Source organism: Priestia koreensis (genome assembly GCF_001274935.1).
Classification (GTDB): Bacteria; Bacillota; Bacilli; order Bacillales; family Bacillaceae_H; genus Bacillus_AG; species Bacillus_AG koreensis.
The window spans coordinates 805448-821714 of record NZ_LILC01000002.1 but is presented as its reverse complement, the minus strand read 5'-3'; the positions used below and the strand labels follow the sequence as shown (position 1 = coordinate 821714).

20 protein-coding genes and 1 riboswitch are annotated in these 16267 nt (G+C 40.8%); of the genes, 4 read left to right on the top strand and 16 right to left on the bottom strand.

Annotated elements, in window-relative coordinates; genetic code table 11:
* Positions 1-249 precede the first annotated feature (249 nt).
* Positions 250-603: a winged helix-turn-helix transcriptional regulator gene (locus AMD01_RS03960; RefSeq protein WP_053400071.1), complete on the top strand. Its 354-nt coding sequence runs from the start codon at positions 250-252 to the stop codon at positions 601-603.
* Between the two features lie 52 nt (positions 604-655).
* Here AMD01_RS03960 and AMD01_RS03955 read toward each other — a convergent pair whose 3' ends face one another.
* Positions 656-1756, bottom strand: a complete 1101-nt coding sequence (locus AMD01_RS03955; RefSeq protein ID WP_053400070.1) for a M24 family metallopeptidase — start codon at positions 1754-1756, stop codon at positions 656-658.
* A 337-nt stretch (positions 1757-2093) separates the two neighbouring features.
* On the opposite strand from AMD01_RS03955, the gene AMD01_RS03950 reads away from it, so the two are divergent.
* Both AMD01_RS03950 and AMD01_RS03945 read left to right on the top strand, forming a co-directional pair.
* Positions 2094-2690: an ArsR/SmtB family transcription factor gene (locus tag AMD01_RS03950; RefSeq protein WP_053400069.1), complete on the top strand. Its 597-nt coding sequence runs from the start codon at positions 2094-2096 to the stop codon at positions 2688-2690.
* 1 nt (position 2691) lies between these two features.
* Positions 2692-3939 (top strand): MFS transporter, encoded by a 1248-nt coding sequence (locus AMD01_RS03945; protein WP_053400068.1) that lies wholly within the window; start codon positions 2692-2694, stop codon positions 3937-3939.
* Between the two features lie 108 nt (positions 3940-4047).
* Here AMD01_RS03945 and AMD01_RS03940 read toward each other — a convergent pair whose 3' ends face one another.
* The 5 genes from AMD01_RS03940 to AMD01_RS03925 form a co-directional block, all read right to left on the bottom strand.
* Positions 4048-4458 (bottom strand): GNAT family N-acetyltransferase, encoded by a 411-nt coding sequence (locus AMD01_RS03940; RefSeq protein WP_053400067.1) that lies wholly within the window; start codon positions 4456-4458, stop codon positions 4048-4050.
* Positions 4459-4877: 419 nt separating this feature from the next.
* Positions 4878-5039, bottom strand: coding sequence for a hypothetical protein (locus AMD01_RS23895; RefSeq protein ID WP_157052597.1), 162 nt, complete (start codon positions 5037-5039; stop codon positions 4878-4880).
* 62 nt (positions 5040-5101) lie between these two features.
* On the bottom strand, positions 5102-5581 hold the full coding sequence (locus tag AMD01_RS03935) for a heme-degrading domain-containing protein (RefSeq protein ID WP_053400066.1): 480 nt from the start codon (positions 5579-5581) through the stop codon (positions 5102-5104).
* Positions 5582-5599: 18 nt separating this feature from the next.
* The gene (locus tag AMD01_RS03930; protein WP_053400065.1) at positions 5600-6640 is read right to left on the bottom strand and encodes an oxidoreductase; all 1041 of its coding nucleotides are present in this window, start codon (positions 6638-6640) and stop codon (positions 5600-5602) included.
* A gap of 14 nt (positions 6641-6654) precedes the next feature.
* Positions 6655-7404, bottom strand: a complete 750-nt coding sequence (locus AMD01_RS03925) for a DeoR/GlpR family DNA-binding transcription regulator (protein WP_053400064.1) — start codon at positions 7402-7404, stop codon at positions 6655-6657.
* A gap of 175 nt (positions 7405-7579) precedes the next feature.
* On the opposite strand from AMD01_RS03925, the gene AMD01_RS03920 reads away from it, so the two are divergent.
* Entirely contained in the window at positions 7580-8005 is a 426-nt protein-coding gene (locus tag AMD01_RS03920; protein WP_053400063.1) for a YkvA family protein, read from the top strand.
* Between the two features lie 26 nt (positions 8006-8031).
* Here the strand turns inward: AMD01_RS03920 and AMD01_RS03915 are convergent, their stop codons facing one another.
* The 10 genes from AMD01_RS03915 to AMD01_RS23890 all read right to left on the bottom strand — a co-directional run bounded on the left by AMD01_RS03915 (position 8032) and on the right by AMD01_RS23890 (position 16177).
* Positions 8032-8826, bottom strand: coding sequence for a HoxN/HupN/NixA family nickel/cobalt transporter (locus AMD01_RS03915; protein ID WP_053400062.1), 795 nt, complete (start codon positions 8824-8826; stop codon positions 8032-8034).
* A 146-nt stretch (positions 8827-8972) separates the two neighbouring features.
* Positions 8973-9157, bottom strand: a riboswitch (cobalamin riboswitch).
* Between the two features lie 75 nt (positions 9158-9232).
* Positions 9233-9691 carry a (2Fe-2S)-binding protein gene (locus AMD01_RS03910; RefSeq protein WP_053400061.1) on the bottom strand — a complete coding sequence of 153 codons (459 nt, stop codon included), beginning with the start codon at positions 9689-9691 and terminating at the stop codon, positions 9233-9235.
* Positions 9688-10518: an FAD binding domain-containing protein gene (locus tag AMD01_RS03905; RefSeq protein WP_053400060.1), complete on the bottom strand. Its 831-nt coding sequence runs from the start codon at positions 10516-10518 to the stop codon at positions 9688-9690. Before AMD01_RS03905 ends, AMD01_RS03910 begins: the two co-directional genes overlap by 4 nt.
* The gene (locus AMD01_RS03900; RefSeq protein WP_053400059.1) at positions 10515-12839 is read right to left on the bottom strand and encodes a xanthine dehydrogenase family protein molybdopterin-binding subunit; all 2325 of its coding nucleotides are present in this window, start codon (positions 12837-12839) and stop codon (positions 10515-10517) included. The genes AMD01_RS03905 and AMD01_RS03900 overlap by 4 nt, the downstream gene beginning before the upstream one ends.
* Positions 12836-13447: a nucleotidyltransferase family protein gene (locus AMD01_RS03895; RefSeq protein WP_053400058.1), complete on the bottom strand. Its 612-nt coding sequence runs from the start codon at positions 13445-13447 to the stop codon at positions 12836-12838. Before AMD01_RS03895 ends, AMD01_RS03900 begins: the two co-directional genes overlap by 4 nt.
* On the bottom strand, positions 13444-14385 hold the full coding sequence (locus tag AMD01_RS03890) for an XdhC family protein (RefSeq protein WP_053400057.1): 942 nt from the start codon (positions 14383-14385) through the stop codon (positions 13444-13446). Before AMD01_RS03890 ends, AMD01_RS03895 begins: the two co-directional genes overlap by 4 nt.
* Positions 14386-14470: 85 nt before the next feature.
* Positions 14471-14593, bottom strand: a complete 123-nt coding sequence (locus tag AMD01_RS24880) for a hypothetical protein (RefSeq protein WP_281176830.1) — start codon at positions 14591-14593, stop codon at positions 14471-14473.
* A gap of 14 nt (positions 14594-14607) precedes the next feature.
* Positions 14608-15045 carry a hypothetical protein gene (locus AMD01_RS03885; protein ID WP_053400056.1) on the bottom strand — a complete coding sequence of 146 codons (438 nt, stop codon included), beginning with the start codon at positions 15043-15045 and terminating at the stop codon, positions 14608-14610.
* A 72-nt stretch (positions 15046-15117) separates the two neighbouring features.
* Positions 15118-15921 (bottom strand): GH25 family lysozyme, encoded by an 804-nt coding sequence (locus AMD01_RS03880; protein WP_053400055.1) that lies wholly within the window; start codon positions 15919-15921, stop codon positions 15118-15120.
* 82 nt (positions 15922-16003) lie between these two features.
* Entirely contained in the window at positions 16004-16177 is a 174-nt protein-coding gene (locus AMD01_RS23890; protein ID WP_157052595.1) for a YlcI/YnfO family protein, read from the bottom strand.
* Positions 16178-16267 lie beyond the last annotated feature (90 nt).

Below are 16267 nucleotides of genomic sequence, written 5' to 3'. Positions count from 1 at the left end.
TATTTGATGTGTCATCAACATCTGTTACTCATTATGCACGAGGACTTTCCCTTAAGGAAGTACGCACTTTTAAGTAGTATAGGTACTTAGAAGTAACGTATATCTTTCGATGTCGTCTCAAGAACTTGGCAAAGGAAAGTGAATGGTGCTATGATAGAACGTACAAACCGTGTAGAAGTACCAGAAAGTAATGAAAACACCCGTGCAATAGTTACGATATGAACTATTTCATTTGGGAGGTAAAATAAAGTGAAACGATATAATATTCCAGTTGAAGCAACGCTTGAAGTTATCGGAGGTAAGTGGAAAGTGGTGATCCTTTGTCATCTCACAAAGGGCACAAAACGCACAAGCGAATTAAAAAAACTGATGCCTGGCATCACGCAAAAAATGCTGACACAGCAACTGCGTGAGCTTGAAGAAGACGGCGTCTTAACACGAAAGATCTATAATCAAGTACCACCAAAGGTTGAATATTCCTTAACAGATTACGGATGGTCGTTAGAAAAGATCCTTGATATGCTTTGCACGTGGGGAGAATGTCATATTGATAAGACCTTTCCTGATAAAAGTGAAGCGTTAGTCCAGCCTTCTGTTGAATAACGACAAAAAAGCGAGTAGAGAAATCTACTCGCTTTTTCTATTGATCAGTAACTTACTGAATGATCTGTAGTTCTTTCGGGAATTTTGTTAGAGTCTCATGACCATCTTTCGTAATAATGACGTCATCCTCAATACGAACGCCGCCAATTTCTGCATCGTAAATTCCTGGCTCAATTGTATAAGCCATTCCTTCTTTTAATAGGTTATCGTTGTTTTTACTCATAGACGGATATTCATGAACGCTAATTCCAAGACCGTGGCCAAGACGATGAGGGAATTTATCACCGTATCCCGCTTCCGTAATAATATCACGCGCAACAAGATCTAAATCTCCAATACGCGTTCCAGGCTTACTTGCATCAAGTGCAGCAAGCTGTGCTTTTAATACCGTATTATAGATTTCTTTTTGCTGCTCATTCGCTGAACCGAATACAACTGTACGCGTAATGTCTGAGCAATAGCCCTCATAGACCACTCCAAGGTCAAAGAGAACGAAGTCGCCTTTTTTAAGCGTACGAAGGCCTGGATTACCGTGTGGCTGACCTGTTTTCTCACCAAATAACACCATTGTTGAGAATGACATTTCGCGAATTCCTTTACGTTTTAACTCATACTCAATTTTCGCTAAAACGTCCATTTCTGTTACGCCTTCTTTTAGTGCTTCTATCCCTACTTGTACACCGTAATCAGCAAGAGCCGCTGCGTGCTTTAAAATTTCCACTTCTTTTGGCTCTTTTACTAAACGAAGCTCATTTAATGACTCTTCTGCTGCTACAAGCGTTGCCGTTGGGTATAGCTTTAATAGTTCTTCGGCACGTGCATAAGATAACAATTCTTTCTCTACTGCAACCGTCCCGATTTCCGGAAGCTCGCGTGTTTGAAGAGCTGCCTCAATTAGCTCCCATGGATTTTCATGGTCTTCATATCCTACCACATCGCCGTCCCAGCCAGCATCACGAGCCTGTGATACTTCCATTGCAGGACATACAAATAATGGCGCCGCTTCTTGGAATACGAATAGCCCCATTAAACGTTCATGAGGATCTGTAAAGAATCCCGTTAAGTAAAAAACATTTTCAGTTGAATGAATAAATGCTGCCGGATGTTTTTCTTCCTGCAACCAACTTGTTACTTTTTGTAAACGCTCTTTCATATGAAATAGCCCCTTTCTAAACTTTCGCTTTTCATGTGCGTGAAACGCTTTTATATGTACTTCTTTATTATCCTACCATAATAGACGTTTATTGATAAGCTAGACGATTTATCCATTCGTTTCTTTCGTTGCTCTTATGATCATTTCCTCTTTCTTTACTACGCTGCCAAAAATAAAACACCACAGCGCTACGTTTTAAAATAGGACTGATTTGGACAACGAGTAATTAACCTTCTATCCTATGCCAAAAAAATTTCTAAAATAAATATTCCATTTTATGGATTTATCACATATAATTAAAACGTTCAAATAAATCTGAATGTTAAAGGAAGGTTTTATGTTAAAGAAAAGTTTTGAAATTGAATCCGTTGAACAGTTAAAAGCCATTTCTGATCCTCTCCGAATTAAATTACTTTGGGAAATCATTGTCGAAGCCAAAACAGGAAAAATGATCGCTGAAAGTTTGGATATGCAGGCTCAAAAAGTGCATTACCACTTAAAAGAACTAGAAAAGGTGGGGTTAGTTTACGTCGAACGTACAGAAGTCAAAAACGGCATCGTGCAAAAATTTTATCGACCAATCGCTTCTGAAATCCACGTCAATCGAACGTTTGTATCAGAGGATGAAGAAGTGGACTTCCAGGCTTCTGTTGAAGAAAGCTTTGTTGGAGGAGCACGAATGACGATTAATGCTTTAAAAGAAACGAGCACACAATTCGTTCACATCAACCACTCTGACTATTTGGTCACTCAATCACTCGAGCAGCTCTATTTGACAAAGGAACAGACAGCAGTTCTGCGAAAGAAAGAGGAAGAAATACAAGATCTACTCAAAGAATTTGATGCAACAAATGGTTCTATCCCAAACGATGACCTAGTGAAGTATCACCTTTATCGTATTGCCTTTCCAATTTTACCTAAAGGAGACGAATAACATGAACGAAGCGGTTATTCAGCCCGCGCCTATCGAAATGAAACGCCCACTATTATTGCAAAAGGATTTTCTCATTATCTTTGCCATCACGCTTTCTTCACGGCTTGGATTCTCACTTTTTCTGTTTACACAATCATGGTTTGTCATTAACGAGCTTCTTCAAAAAGCAGGTCTTGGCATGATTTTTATCGCCTCATCCGTTCCAGCTATCTTACTCATGACGCTCGGCGGAGTACTGGCAGATCGCTTTAATCGCAAAACGATTGTCTTACTCTCCACTCTAGCTGAGGCTCTTACGATTGGTAGCGTATTTTTGCTTTTATTTAATGGTTGGAATCACCTTAGTCTTTTTATTGTTTCTGCCTTGTTGTTTGGGATTATCGATTCTTTTCACGTACCGGCTCGAAACGCTCTTCTTCCCTCTATTGTGCAAGAGGATGATTTGATGCGTGCAAACTCACTCATTTCAATCATTAGCCAAGTGACAGGGATTTTCGGGGCTTTTCTTGCAGGTGTCTTTATTAAATATCTCGATTACTCAACAATCTTTCTTCTTGCTTCTCTCATCATGATTTTCTTCAGCGCTTGCATTCCATTTTTATCATTAAAAAAAGAAAAAGTTGAAAAAGAAGACCAGGAACCGCTTCTTCAATCATTCAAAAATGGTTTGTCCTATATTAAGAAAAACACTTTTCTCTCTACACTCATCAGCGTATCTTTTGTCATCAACGTCTTTATTACTGGCCCGATGGCGCTCGGTATTCCGCTCATCGCAAGCAAGCTATTTAAACAAAACTCGTTGGCTTTTAGCACAATGGAAGCCGTTCTTGTAGTTGGAATTTTGGCTGGAAGTGCTGCGGTGGGAATTTTAAACTTTAAGAAAAATCGCGGATTGATTGCGATGTGGGCGCTTCTTGCCCTTGGCCTTACTTACTTAGGACTTGGCGTCTCTCGCTCACTCGTGTTATGCCTCATCTTTTTATTCTTATTAGGTTTTGCGCTATCGTTTTCAAACGCACCTATTTTTGCCATTGTTCAATCAAAGGTTGAAAATGCCATGCTAGGACGCGTTATGAGCGTGATGATGCTCGCAGGTTCGGCTCTCCAACCCGTCTCATATGGATTAACCTCTCTCTTATTAGGAACCGGCATCGATATCCAGACGGTCATCGTTCTAGGAGCCGTGCCGCTGATCTGCGTAATTCTATGGGTTTTCTTAAAAGTACCTGTCCTTCGCCAAACCAATTGACTATTTTAAAAACAGATGATTACCAAAGAGGGGTTTCTCATAGTTATAAGAAATCCCTCTTTTTGCTGTCTTCATTTGAAGCTGCTTCTATCCCCTTTTATCTCAGACTTATTTATACGTTTTCCACATGCCTAATGAACGGGGTGCTGCATATTCGAAGCCAAATTTCAGATAGAGATGATCTGCCGGAACGTCTGCCATAAGGCTTACATTCGTTCCGATCTCCGCTATCTCGTCTACATATGTCATCAGCTGACTCATCACTTGCTTTCCGAGACCCTTCCCTTGAAATTGAGGATGAACTGCAATATCGACAATTTGCAGAAAACAACCGCCATCTCCAATCACACGCCCCATCGCAATAAGATGATCCTCTTCATAAATCGTCACTGCATAAAGCGTATTAGCCAAGCCTTTCTCTGCTGCCCTTTCACTCTTTGGGCTAAGCCCCGCCTTCACACGTAAACGTCGATAAGCCTCTACCTCTGGAATATTACTCGTAACACTATATGTACTCATGCGCGTCTCCCTTCTTACAACTCATCATTTCACTTTATTCGCAATCCAATTTTAAACACAACCATACCAAAGATGACCCTACAACAATTTCCCATAATTAGGATTCTAACGATTCCAACAAATTCTGTCCACCCAAGTAAAATCCCAACATAAAAAATTAAAATCATCCAAAGCTGGGTTTTAGAGGTTTGAAGGGTTTGAAGGGTTTGAAGGGTTTGAGGGGTTTGAAGGGTTTGAGGGGTTTGAGGGGTTTGAAGGGCTAAGGGGCTAAGCGTCCAGAGCGCCCCAAAAAGGTTTACCTAGGGGAATGAGGACAGCCCGCAAGGGAAGTCCTCATTCCCTTAGGTCTAGCACAAAGAGGAAGGGACCTAACAGCCTCACCGTTAGGTCCCTTCCTCTTTGTGCTACATCAATCCAAACTATATGGTTACTTCCAGACTTTTATGAAGTTCGGTAATCTCGTTATCGTCTAGCGGTAAAATCTCTTCTTCATGCTTAGACGTGTGCGCTAAAATGTCTTGCTCCATCTCGAATCTCTCTTTTTCTTCGAGAAAGTAATACTTTAATGTTAATGTAGACATACTTTCCCCTCCTTTATTTCGACACATATTGACATTTTACAACAGAGAGGAAATTTTTTCATCTATTTTTTATCATTTTTAATTAAGTTCTTTATTCCTTGAACGGCTAATTCATGATCTTCTTCCTGAGATAACCCTGATACTGTAATACTTCCAATTACGCCTACTCCTTGAATTGAAAGGGGGAATGAGCCGCCGTGAACAGCATATTCTTGGGGACTAACTGAATACGCTTCGAAATAAGATCTTTCTTTTAATTCATTATACAAACGCATGTAATAAGAGCTGTGATTGTGACGACGAACAACATTTGCTTTTCTCGTCATCCAGTATGTTTGATCAGGACTCGTTCCGTCCATCGCATGTGAAAATAGTACCTGACCGTTTCGAATAATCTCAACAGATATCGCTTTTTCTTCTTCACGTGCACTTTGGATAATAGATAGCCCTAGTTGAAGCGCCATCTCATTTGTAAACGTAGCAAACTGAAGCTCTTCTTCTTGTTTTCGAATATCGTCTAGCTTTTGCTGAAGTCTGTTCATCCGAATTCCTTCTTTCTCTTAGAGGTCAATCACTCTTTTTTCTTCGCTGCTTCGTTTTGCCGCTTCTAAAATTTGAATCGTTAACAATCCTTCCTGTGCAGGAACAGGATTTGCTTTTCCTTCACGAAGATGAGCATATACTTCTTTATAATACGTTGGATAAGAACCTGAAACCGTCTCTACTCGTTCTTCTTTTACGCCGCTTTCTGACTCTGTTACAAGTTTCCCGTAGCGTTCTGGAAGATCTGTTCCCCAGTCATCGTCTTGCACGTTTTTGCCTGCTTTTAGCGCATCTTCTTGTCCATCCATTCCGTACTTTAAGAAACTGCCTTTTCGGCCGTGTACTTGGTATCTAGGCCCTGCTTCAAGTACAACTGAACCAGAATGGAGCATCACGCGAAGTTTATCATAGCCAAGCGTAATGTGGAAATAATCGTCTACCTCTGAACCGTCACGTTGCGGGAATACGTCTGCTTGAACAAAATTTGGTTTTCCAAAAAGGTGAAGCGCCTGATCCACGAGATGTGAGCCTAAATCATACAGCATCCCTGCACCTTTTCCTGGACGCTCTCTCCAGCGGTCACGAGTCTCCGGACGGAAACGATTGAAATGAGCTTCATATGAATACACTTCTCCTAATTGATCTTCAGACAGAAGCTTCTTAATTGTTAAGAAGTCATTATCAAAGCGACGGTTTTGATAGACGCTAAGCATACGATCATGTTTTTCAGCAAGGTCAATAAGTTCAAGCCCTTCTTCGCTTTCAACGACCATTGGCTTTTCAATCACAACGTGCTTATTTGCTTGAAGACTTTTTTTCGCCATATCGAAATGAAACGTGTTGGGCGTTGTAATCACGACTAGTTCAATGCTTTCATCCTCTAAAACACCTTCAATAGAAGAAACAACGTCGACATTACCTAAATCCTCACGTACTTTTTCAGGATTTGAGCTCATGACCTTTGTAATCTCAAATTCACTTAGTGCTTTTAACAGCGGCGCATGAAACGTTTGCCCTGAAAATCCATACCCAACTAGTCCTACTTTTACTTTATCCATTTGAAACACTCCTTTTAGTTGTTTGTAATGATGACTTCAATTTCATATTCTTCTGCTGCTGCCTTTATCTCATCGGTTAATGGCTGATCCGTAATAATTCGGTGAACAGCGCTTAACTCACATACATGATGCAAAAATGACTTATGAAGCTTTGAATGATCCATAAGCACCGTTACTTCTCGTGCAGAGGCAATCATGCTTCGTTTGACGTAAGCCTCGTCATCACTAGAAGCAGTTAGTCCCTCTAAGCCGAGACCACAGGCTCCTATAAACAGCTTGTCTACTCGATATTTTGATAGCTCCTCCGCTGCTTGAAAACCAAGAAAGCTTCGGTGATAGCGATTGAATTTCCCGCCAATCATATAAATATCAATGTCGCTATGGTCTGAGAGAGCTGCCACAATATCAATTGAGTTGGTCACGACGGAAAGCGGCTGATCATTGAGCTGTTTTGCAACTAATTCCACCGTTGTAGACGTATCAAACATGACGTGGTCATGTTCTTGAATGAGTTCGCACGCTCGTTTTGCAATCTTAATCTTTGATGGATGTTGGCTACGATCTCCGTATCGAATGACTTGATGACTCGCAAGCACTGCTCCACCTTTTGTACGAACTACATCTCCCATTTTTTCAAGTTTCACTAAATCACGACGGGCCGTGTCACGTGAAACATTCCATTTTGCCATGATGATTTCAATGCTAATTTCATGATGGATTTGTAGCCATGACTTCATACTCTCTAAACGATCCTTTTGTGTCATCACACCACTTCCTTTTCTATATCCTACGTAATAATCCTGATATTTTCAAGCAAAAAACTTATTATAATATAAAAAAATAAGTTTTTTACTTATTTTATTCAGAAGCGTATGAGTTGTTTCTTCGACGTTACAATAAGGGTATACAATGACTGTAGCGGCTATTGGAGGCGATAAAATGTTTGGTCGAAGAAAAAAAGACAAGGAACATTATGAGCAAGGATACAAAGAGTATGAAACGCAAGCAAAAGAGTACCTGCATGATAAAGGAAAAGCAGAGGGATTATTAAATCAGGCGATTGCGAAGGCAACGACTAAAAAAGGGGCTCTCGACGATGTATGGGAGCGACTTCAGCTTTTGTTTGAAGCGTTTCGATCTTGGATTAAAGGTGATTATAGATCAATCCCTACTCGCTCCATTATCACGATCATCGCAACCATTTTATATTTTGTGAATCCCATCGATTTAATCCCAGATTTTATCGTTGGATTAGGGTTAGTCGATGATGCTGCGGTGATTGCTTTTGCGATGAAACAAATTAACAACGATTTAGATTCGTTTAAAGAATGGAAGGAAAAACAGCAGAACACTATTAATGCCTAGAGCGCAAAGCCCTAGGCATTTTTCTATTAAGAGGAAATGACTTTTTCTGCTTTTCGACCTTTCGTCCTAACTAAGCCGAAGCAGACCATTAAAAAGGCAAATACAGCGATGCCTACCATTTCAAAGTCTACTTCTGCTTTTGGATAAAAATACGTGAAGAGCTGGTACATCGAAACACCGTAAGCAAGAAAAACGATGACCCACCCCATTAGTCTAGACGCTGATTTTCCAAACGCATTTGACTGCTTCAACATGCCAAAAACGATAAATGAATCGATCGTATCGGTAATCATCATTCCGATCACGAACGTAGCACCTAATAGATACGGCATATATGGATTAGACTGCCCTGCTGCAACCGCCCAAATAGAGGTTTGACTGACAGTATCTGCTGCAAGCGCAAAAACTCCACCAATAAGCATAATAAGGAACGGATTGGACGTTTCACGAACAAATCGTGGAAGCAGTTTGCTTTTTACGCCCTGTACACGAAAATCCCCTTTTTCTGCTGTCGGGCGAAGCAAGTTATACACATTTAGCGTGCCGATTAAAAATAGCGAGATAATGGAAACGCACGTAACAATACCATCAAAGTACGCAGGAAATGTGAAATGACGACTAAAGGAAGCAAGCACTACTCCCACTCCAGCAACCACCATTCCATGTCCAAATGAAAAACACGTTCCGACCCAGCGTGCTACACGATGATTACGATCTAAATTATATCTTGTAATGCCATCAATACATGCCAAGTGATCGGCATCCAATCCATGACGAAGTCCCAACACAAATACAAACATAAATAATGATAATTGTTCCATCTTCACTTCTCCTTTTTTGTAGATTCCACACAAAAAGCCCCGGTCCTTGAACAGACTGGGGCTAAATAGAATCGTTTTTACTCCATGACAAACAAAACAGGCTTGTCCTGCAAATTCTACTGCACCGCTCCTTTCCTCGAAGGCTCATGGGTGTTCACATCTAGGTAGGTCTCCTGGCTTCTGGTCAACAAACGTCATCGCCTTCCCCAATTTGAGTGGCACAATGAATGACGTTCTCATCAGTTACAGTGGCGGGACCGCTTAGGATTTCAACCTAATTCCCTGTTACCCCTTGGCGCAATGCAAGGGCACCTAAATGACACGTATATGAACTTATTTTTTTATCATAGCATGAACCGCTACATTCCGACATATTTTTTACTTATTTTTCTGATTTTTCCTTCTCTTACGATCGCTTTATTTGAGATAAAACATCTTTAACAGCTTTCTTTATCTCTTGATAGCCTGTGCACCGACAAATGTTAGATTCTAACCACTCGGTAATAATTTGGTCAGTAGCTTCGGGCTGATCTTGAACAAGAGCGTGAGCATTCATAATAAATCCAGGTGTACAATAGCCACATTGAAAAGCAAAGTGCTCCACAAACGCTCCTTGTATGGGGACTCCTCCTAGTCCTTCAATAGTCGTTATCTCTTTTTGTGTTTCTTCAATCGCAAGGGTTAGGCAAGATTTCATTGGCTTTCCTTGAATGATGACGGTACACGCACCGCAATCACCGTTCAAACATCCTGGTTTTGCTCCCGTTAATCCAAGCTTATTTCGAAGCACATATAAAAGAGTGTCTGACGGTTCACACGCAGTTTTCACTTTTTCTCCATTTATAGTAAGCTCTATTTGCATCATTTCTCTCCCCCTAAGTGTTCTATGACATCATAGAGAATGTTTTTAAGCACAAATAACCGGTAATTTGCTGATCCCTCTTCATCTTCTAATACCAGACCGTTAATGGTTTTCAGCGCTGCCTCAATCCGCTGTTCGGATGTACCCGGTCGATTTAATTCTCTCTCCAACTCCCACGCACGAAACGGATATGGATACAAACCGCTAATCGCTAATCGGAGACGATTTTGATAGTATAAGCTAGAAACGGTGATGACTGGATAACCTGTATTCCACTGCCTCCTTCGCTTAATGCTTATATAAGACGCTTCTAAAAACGGTCGTTGCACACGAAGTTGCAACAGAAATTCACCATTATTCAATTGAAGATGACCTTTGAATAATTCATGAATTTCAACTTCTCTCACCCCACCCTTTCCTCCGATAACAAGATGCGCATCACTAAGAAGAAAAGGCAACGCAACCTCTCGATAGAAGGTTTCACCGCAAATATTTCCACCCGCTGTAATTTTATTTCGTGCGGTATGGTCTGCTACTTCACTACAGACAGTTGATAATAAGGGAAAACCTTTTTGTTTTTCAATCACTGTAAGAGACAGCGCGGATCCAATCGTTAGAGTGCTATCATCACGTTTCCACTCCATGCACTCCGGAATACTTTTAATATCAATCACAGCGCCTGGACGAATTAAATCTAACCGATGAAAAGTAATGATCTCCGTCCCACCGCTATAGTAAACTGGGGATTGCTCTTCAAGATCTAGCTTTTCAAATAAATTAACTGCTTCTTGTATTGAATGAGGTCGATAATAGTCAAACGTGCCAATCATTGAATTCCACCTTCTTTCTTTCGCCAAATTAACTCAGGTATAAGAGGTAATTCATTTAGGTCAACACCTGCAGCCAGTGTAAGTGCATTCCCAAGCGAAGCGGGCATCCCTAAAAGAGCATGTTCCCCTACGCCTCTTGCACCGTATGCGGCATCAGCTTGGGGAGTAGTTACAAAATCAGCTACGTATTCAGGATTTTCCCCATAATGAATGGGTCGATATGCTCGAAGCTGAGGATTAAGAATACGCGCATATTCATCAAACACAAACGTTTCTCTACCTGCAAAAGCGAGCCCCATACTCATCGATCCCATCACCTGACCAAGGGCAGCCTTCTCATTTAATACTCGGCCGATATCGATCACAGCAAATGCCTTTAGAACTTTATACGTGTAGTCTCGGGTATCAAATTCAACCTCGACGCCTTGCGCACCTACTGTCCACTCAGGACCTGGATTCCCTTTTCCTGTTTCAGGATCAATGTTCGTCATATGATTCAAAATATAATGCCCTCTTGCTATAATCTGACCCCCTATTGAATTTCCGTTTGGATACTTGTATCCATAAGCAATGTCTTTTACTGCAATTCGAATGGATCGATCGTCTTTTTGAAACACGTATCCTCCACTAACCATGAGATCATCTGTCTCACTACGCAATACGATCGAGGCAATCTCTTTTAACTGCCCAATCGCATCATCTGCTGCGCGCATTAGCGCTCTTCCTGCCATAAACGTTCCTCTGCTTGCAACTGTTTTCCAGTGCTCGGGTGTCGTTTGTGTATGGACTGGCATCTTCACATGAATTTGATCGATTCCCATTTGTAGACGTTCAGCAAGCATCTGCGCAAGAATTGTTTTCGTTCCCGTACCAATCTCCACAACCCCTGACATTAAATTGATGCTTCCATCTGGATTAAACGTCAAAATAACACCTGAGCTAGCATCTGGATCGATTGTAGACGTCTTCCAAACACAACTCACCCCTTTTGCTCGAATGGTTCGATCATTTACTCGAACAATGGAACCGTCCTCCCAGCTCATTAACTCCTTTAAACGGGTAATACATGCTGGTAAATTACCGACCTTACTTCGATTTAATTTCACTTGTGTCGGTGTCGTATCACCAGGAGCAATCGCATTTTTTAATCGGAGCTCAAGTGGGTCTATTTTCAACTTCATCGCAAGCATATCCATCGCTCTCTCAAACGCAAACAATACTTCTGAATGTGAAAATCCTCGAAACGGAGCTGCATAAGGGTGATTGGTATACATACAATAGGCATCACACCATATGTGATCGATTCGGTAAGGACCTGTACAATCGACAGCGCCTGCCCTGCTCAAATCTGTTGCTTTATCGGAATATGCCCCGCCATCAAATAAATAAAGAAGCTCTGCAACCATTAACTTTCCATCTCGCTTACAGCCAAGCTTAATAGTTGCGTCTAATCCTATATGACAAGGAGCCGTTGTCAAATCTTCTTCTCTCGAATACAAGATCTTAACCCGTCTACCTCCGACAGCACGGGATGCAAGATAAGCTAAAATCTCCCACTGAACAGATGCTTTTCCCCCGTATGCGCCTCCTACTAACGGAGTTTTGACAATTACTTTCCCTACTTCAATTTGAAAGTACGTGTTCATGAGCTTTTTTAACATAAAGGGAGCTTGAGAAGTAGTCGTAAAATAAACGGATCCATCGGGTCTTATTTCAGCGGTCGCACATCTCGTTTCCATTGCGGCGTGATCAGAAGGGCCCAGTGAAAAGGTTTCTTCAATTATCACTTCGCTTTCCTGCCAGCCTTTGTTTAGATCACCTTTACGTATTTTTGTTTTATTCGCAATGTTCGTATGTGCCTGAGGAAATACACCTTCTGTTTTTTTATAGGCGTCCAGTTGAGGATGAAGAAGCGTGGTATTACTCATAAAGGCCTCTGTCGGAGAATTAATAACGGAAAGTGGTTCGTATGTAACCTGAATAAGATCAGCTGCATGTCTCGCAATAATTGGGTTATCTGCTACAACAAGCGCTACTACTTCACCATAATAACGCACACGATCTTTGGCAACTGGATAACGGTCTTGAATTTCTTCTCCAATAAGAGGGATTGAATCTTGACCTGTGACAATTGCACGCACACCTGGTACGCGCCTGGCTACCTCAATATTTATCTGCTTAATTAACGCATGACCATAAGGACTCGTCAGCATTTGAACGTGAAGCATTCCTATTTCTTGTTCATCGGCCGTATACTTTGCTTTTCCCGTCACTTTATCAAACGCTTCTTTTCGAAAAACACTTTTTCCAAGTATACTCATCCTTCTCTCTCTCCTTTCTGCCTCATGGCATCTAACAGTTGGTTATAATCGTCTAATGTATCAACATCAATAAGTTGACTCTCTTCTATGAAGCTACCTTTGTACACTGGGGACTGTAAAATTAGCCTTGCCCCCTGATCTCCTGTTAATAAAAACAGTTTAGGAAATAGTTTGTTTGAAAGAATGATCGGAGGCTGCAATACTGATCTGTACAGAGTAGCCACGTAGTCTAGAGACGGATTGCAACACCATTTTGTTAGCCGGTCATTAATCATTTGACACGTAACAAACGGTTGATCAGCTAACATAATTAAAATGGCGTCTGCTTGTTTTGCTTGACGAAGCCCAGCTTTTATCGAATCAGATTGACCTCCTTTTGCAACAACAAACGTCCACTCATGAACATATTCTTTTTCATAAGCAATTGAAGGTATCCAACTTAAATCATCGTTACTTTTTACGACCACAATAAGCTCGGTAAGATGTGATTGAAGTGCTTGAACAAAAGCTAGACTTGCTAAGGGCTGATTGTTAATTGGCAAAAATCGTTTATCTTTTCCAAGTCTTGTACTATTGCCTGCTGCCAAATAAAGACCTACTACCCTCATCCGTTCTTTCTCCATTCCTGAATAAGCTCAGCCAAAATGCTAATCGCAATCTCTTCAGGACCTTTTGCGCCGATGGGTAATCCAACTGGAAAGTGAAGGTTTTTTGGAATTTGATTATCGTTAATTAAGCGTTGCGTACGCTTTTTTGTTCCTAGAACACCAATATAAGGAAGGGCCTGTTGAAGAAGATGTTGCAAAATTTCTTGATCCCTTTGAAAATTGTGGGTCATAATGATCGAAAAATCATAAGACTGAAACATCGTTTCTTTTAGTAAAGACGGTAGATGTTGACCAAACAAATAATCAGCTTTCAGAAATTGCTCACGTTTTATAAAACCCTCTCTCCAGTCACATACCGTCACGTAAAAACCCATATCTGCCGCAAATGAAACAAGAGGTTGCACATCTTGACCAGCACCAAAAATAATAAGGTGTGGGGTTGGACGAATGATCATTTTATAGACGTCTTTTCCAAGTTCAATTCTATTTTCAAGCTGATCTACACGAGGCGAAAAAAAATTCTCTACCAACTTTTCATTCGGACACCAATTTTTAACGTGTACAACCGTTTGTCTCTTTCGCAACCAATGCTGAACGTTTAAAAGACTATCCTTCAACTGTTCAGTCACAGGCTCTATTAGAATGGAAATGACTCCGCCGCACCCTACCTCTTCTCCCCATATGGGATCTTCATTTTCACGCATATTATATGTACAGATTATAGCTTTCTGTTGACGACGAACTTCCTCCGCTTGCATTACCACATCCTCTTCTAAGCAGCCACCGCTAATCATCCCAAAGCGTTCACCATTTTCCTGAATAAGTAGCATAGAACCTTCTCGAACATATGCCGATCCTTCAACGTTCACGATCGTCGCTAAAACATCTTGTGTTTGGGAGGTACAAATCCGTTGAAACAATTGATCTCTTTGCCGCAATTTACTCTCTCCTCATACAAAAATGGTAGGGGGGATACGAAGATCCCTCCTACCATTTTATGAAGCAATAATGTGGTTATTACTTTCAACTCGCCACATCAGCTGACTTAAATTGAGTGAAGAAAAAAACAAACACAATAATTGGTAGCGCGATTAAAAAAGCACTTCCAGGCGGTGTTTTAACTGTTGGAAGATCTGTTAATGCCATTTCTTATCACCCTTTTACAAATTTTTTAACAACATCGCGTCCACATGAAAATGATTTGAAACAATTTGCTTAAATTCATCAAAAACACGGCAATAATTTGGAATAAGCACAACGGGGCGCTCCCCTCCAAAAATAGGGCCGCCTAAATTAAAACTAAAACCACCAGGGGCAATAAATAAACCTGTAAATCCTATATCATCTTTTAAGAGTAAGATCGCCAGGACAATATCGATGCCATCTAGTACAGCACTCCCTAGTTTATTTCCATATTTCCCTTCTAACCGCACTCGCCCAATAATAGGGCCACTTACGGTGAGACTAAAGCCACCAGGCTCAATAATTACTCGTGACATCGTCAACTGCCCTGTTAATAATAATGCTGCGATAATCAGATCCACTTCTCGTTGAAAGAAGCGAAGTTTTTCCAATTCCTCTGCTTGACTTTCAATCATCCCTTCACACCCTCTGCCTATACTATATGCCTAGTTAGACAGAATGGTTATTTCATTTGCTCATTTTACTCTTCAAAGCGTACGACCAATCAAAATCGTTTGAAGAAAAATGGCTTCATCGACTGTAAGCTCTTTCGAAAGAGCTTTTTGTGCCCATTCCATACTAGACAGAATGCCTTTTTTATATGCTTTTTCATATGTTCTCGCCATTTCTTTCCACTGACTATCCGTTAAGTTCATTTTCCTCTCTCCTTGTGTTCGTAGCTGCTCCTCTTGTGCTCCACAAAACCAGTCCAAACCGCGTTCGCTATGTATCGTATTCAAATCGACATGCCCTTTAATCCCCGCTACTTTTCCACGCTGTGAGTACTGCCAAAGATGGCAATGCATATCAGGACGTGCATGATGCACATGACCTTTGTCTTCTGTTGAATACCTAGGAATCCATAGAAAATCAGCATCTATCTTGTGCATATGGTGCTGATGATAAAAATAGTGACCGGTATATAAGCCTACTTTCCAACCTGCCTGACGACAAACCTCAATGAACTCTTGTGTCGCAGGAATGAGGTCCTCATATCGCTTAACGGTTACTTCTTCTACGTCCACCGCTAAAAATTTTGCATCTGGATCTACGCGATGTAAAAAATCCGTTGCTTCTTTCCTCGCATCACGAATGCTTACAAAACGTGCATACGCATAGTGGCCAAAAGGAATGCGATATCTCTTACACCCTTGTACATATTGCTTATATTGACGATCAATTGAAGTAGAGCCATACTGTACGCGAATAATGGCTAAATCAATTTCTTTACTTGCTTGCTCGAAATCAATATCCCCCTGATGATGCGACAAATCGACAATTTTGTTCGTCATAAGATCCTCCTCTTTTCTTTCTTGTCATCATTAAAACATACTTTCGAAAAACAATAAAAAAGTAGCACTCATTGGCTGAGTGCTACTTGCTTTCTTTTTGCTTTTTGTATTGAGTTAAATTGATTGGCTTTCGACTAACCATATACTCGTTCAGTGCTTGTTCAAAAAATTTCTCTAACGTTTCGCCATCTTGAAGTAATCGTTCCATTTCGCGAAGCATTTCTTTAGGGAAGTGAACCGGAACTTTCTCATCCATTTGTCTTTTCACTCCTTTTTGCTGCGATCATAAAACCTCATGCTTTCATTATAAGCTACATCGCCTAGAAAAACAGCTTATTTATTAATG

What these genes read in the sequence shown, in the direction of transcription:
- AMD01_RS03905 (WP_053400060.1), bottom strand. Translation starts at nt 10,518, where the DNA reads ATGATTGGCACGTTTGACTATTATCGACCTCATTCAATACAAGAAGCA.
- AMD01_RS03880 (WP_053400055.1), bottom strand. Translation starts at nt 15,921, where the DNA reads ATGACGAACAAAATTGTCGATTTGTCGCATCATCAGGGGGATATTGAT.
- AMD01_RS03940 (WP_053400067.1), bottom strand. Translation starts at nt 4,458, where the DNA reads ATGAGTACATATAGTGTTACGAGTAATATTCCAGAGGTAGAGGCTTAT.
- AMD01_RS03885 (WP_053400056.1), bottom strand. Translation starts at nt 15,045, where the DNA reads ATGATTGAAAGTCAAGCAGAGGAATTGGAAAAACTTCGCTTCTTTCAA.
- AMD01_RS03900 (WP_053400059.1), bottom strand. Translation starts at nt 12,839, where the DNA reads ATGAGTATACTTGGAAAAAGTGTTTTTCGAAAAGAAGCGTTTGATAAA.
- AMD01_RS03925 (WP_053400064.1), bottom strand. Translation starts at nt 7,404, where the DNA reads ATGACACAAAAGGATCGTTTAGAGAGTATGAAGTCATGGCTACAAATC.
- AMD01_RS03935 (WP_053400066.1), bottom strand. Translation starts at nt 5,581, where the DNA reads ATGAACAGACTTCAGCAAAAGCTAGACGATATTCGAAAACAAGAAGAA.
- AMD01_RS03930 (WP_053400065.1), bottom strand. Translation starts at nt 6,640, where the DNA reads ATGGATAAAGTAAAAGTAGGACTAGTTGGGTATGGATTTTCAGGGCAA.
- AMD01_RS03945 (WP_053400068.1), top strand. Translation starts at nt 2,692, where the DNA reads ATGAACGAAGCGGTTATTCAGCCCGCGCCTATCGAAATGAAACGCCCA.
- AMD01_RS03950 (WP_053400069.1), top strand. Translation starts at nt 2,094, where the DNA reads ATGTTAAAGAAAAGTTTTGAAATTGAATCCGTTGAACAGTTAAAAGCC.
- AMD01_RS03910 (WP_053400061.1), bottom strand. Translation starts at nt 9,691, where the DNA reads ATGATGCAAATAGAGCTTACTATAAATGGAGAAAAAGTGAAAACTGCG.
- AMD01_RS23890 (WP_157052595.1), bottom strand. Translation starts at nt 16,177, where the DNA reads ATGGATGAGAAAGTTCCGGTTCACTTCCCTAAAGAAATGCTTCGCGAA.
- AMD01_RS03915 (WP_053400062.1), bottom strand. Translation starts at nt 8,826, where the DNA reads ATGGAACAATTATCATTATTTATGTTTGTATTTGTGTTGGGACTTCGT.
- AMD01_RS03955 (WP_053400070.1), bottom strand. Translation starts at nt 1,756, where the DNA reads ATGAAAGAGCGTTTACAAAAAGTAACAAGTTGGTTGCAGGAAGAAAAA.
- AMD01_RS03895 (WP_053400058.1), bottom strand. Translation starts at nt 13,447, where the DNA reads ATGAGGGTAGTAGGTCTTTATTTGGCAGCAGGCAATAGTACAAGACTT.
- AMD01_RS03920 (WP_053400063.1), top strand. Translation starts at nt 7,580, where the DNA reads ATGTTTGGTCGAAGAAAAAAAGACAAGGAACATTATGAGCAAGGATAC.
- AMD01_RS23895 (WP_157052597.1), bottom strand. Translation starts at nt 5,039, where the DNA reads ATGTCTACATTAACATTAAAGTATTACTTTCTCGAAGAAAAAGAGAGA.
- AMD01_RS24880 (WP_281176830.1), bottom strand. Translation starts at nt 14,593, where the DNA reads ATGGCATTAACAGATCTTCCAACAGTTAAAACACCGCCTGGAAGTGCT.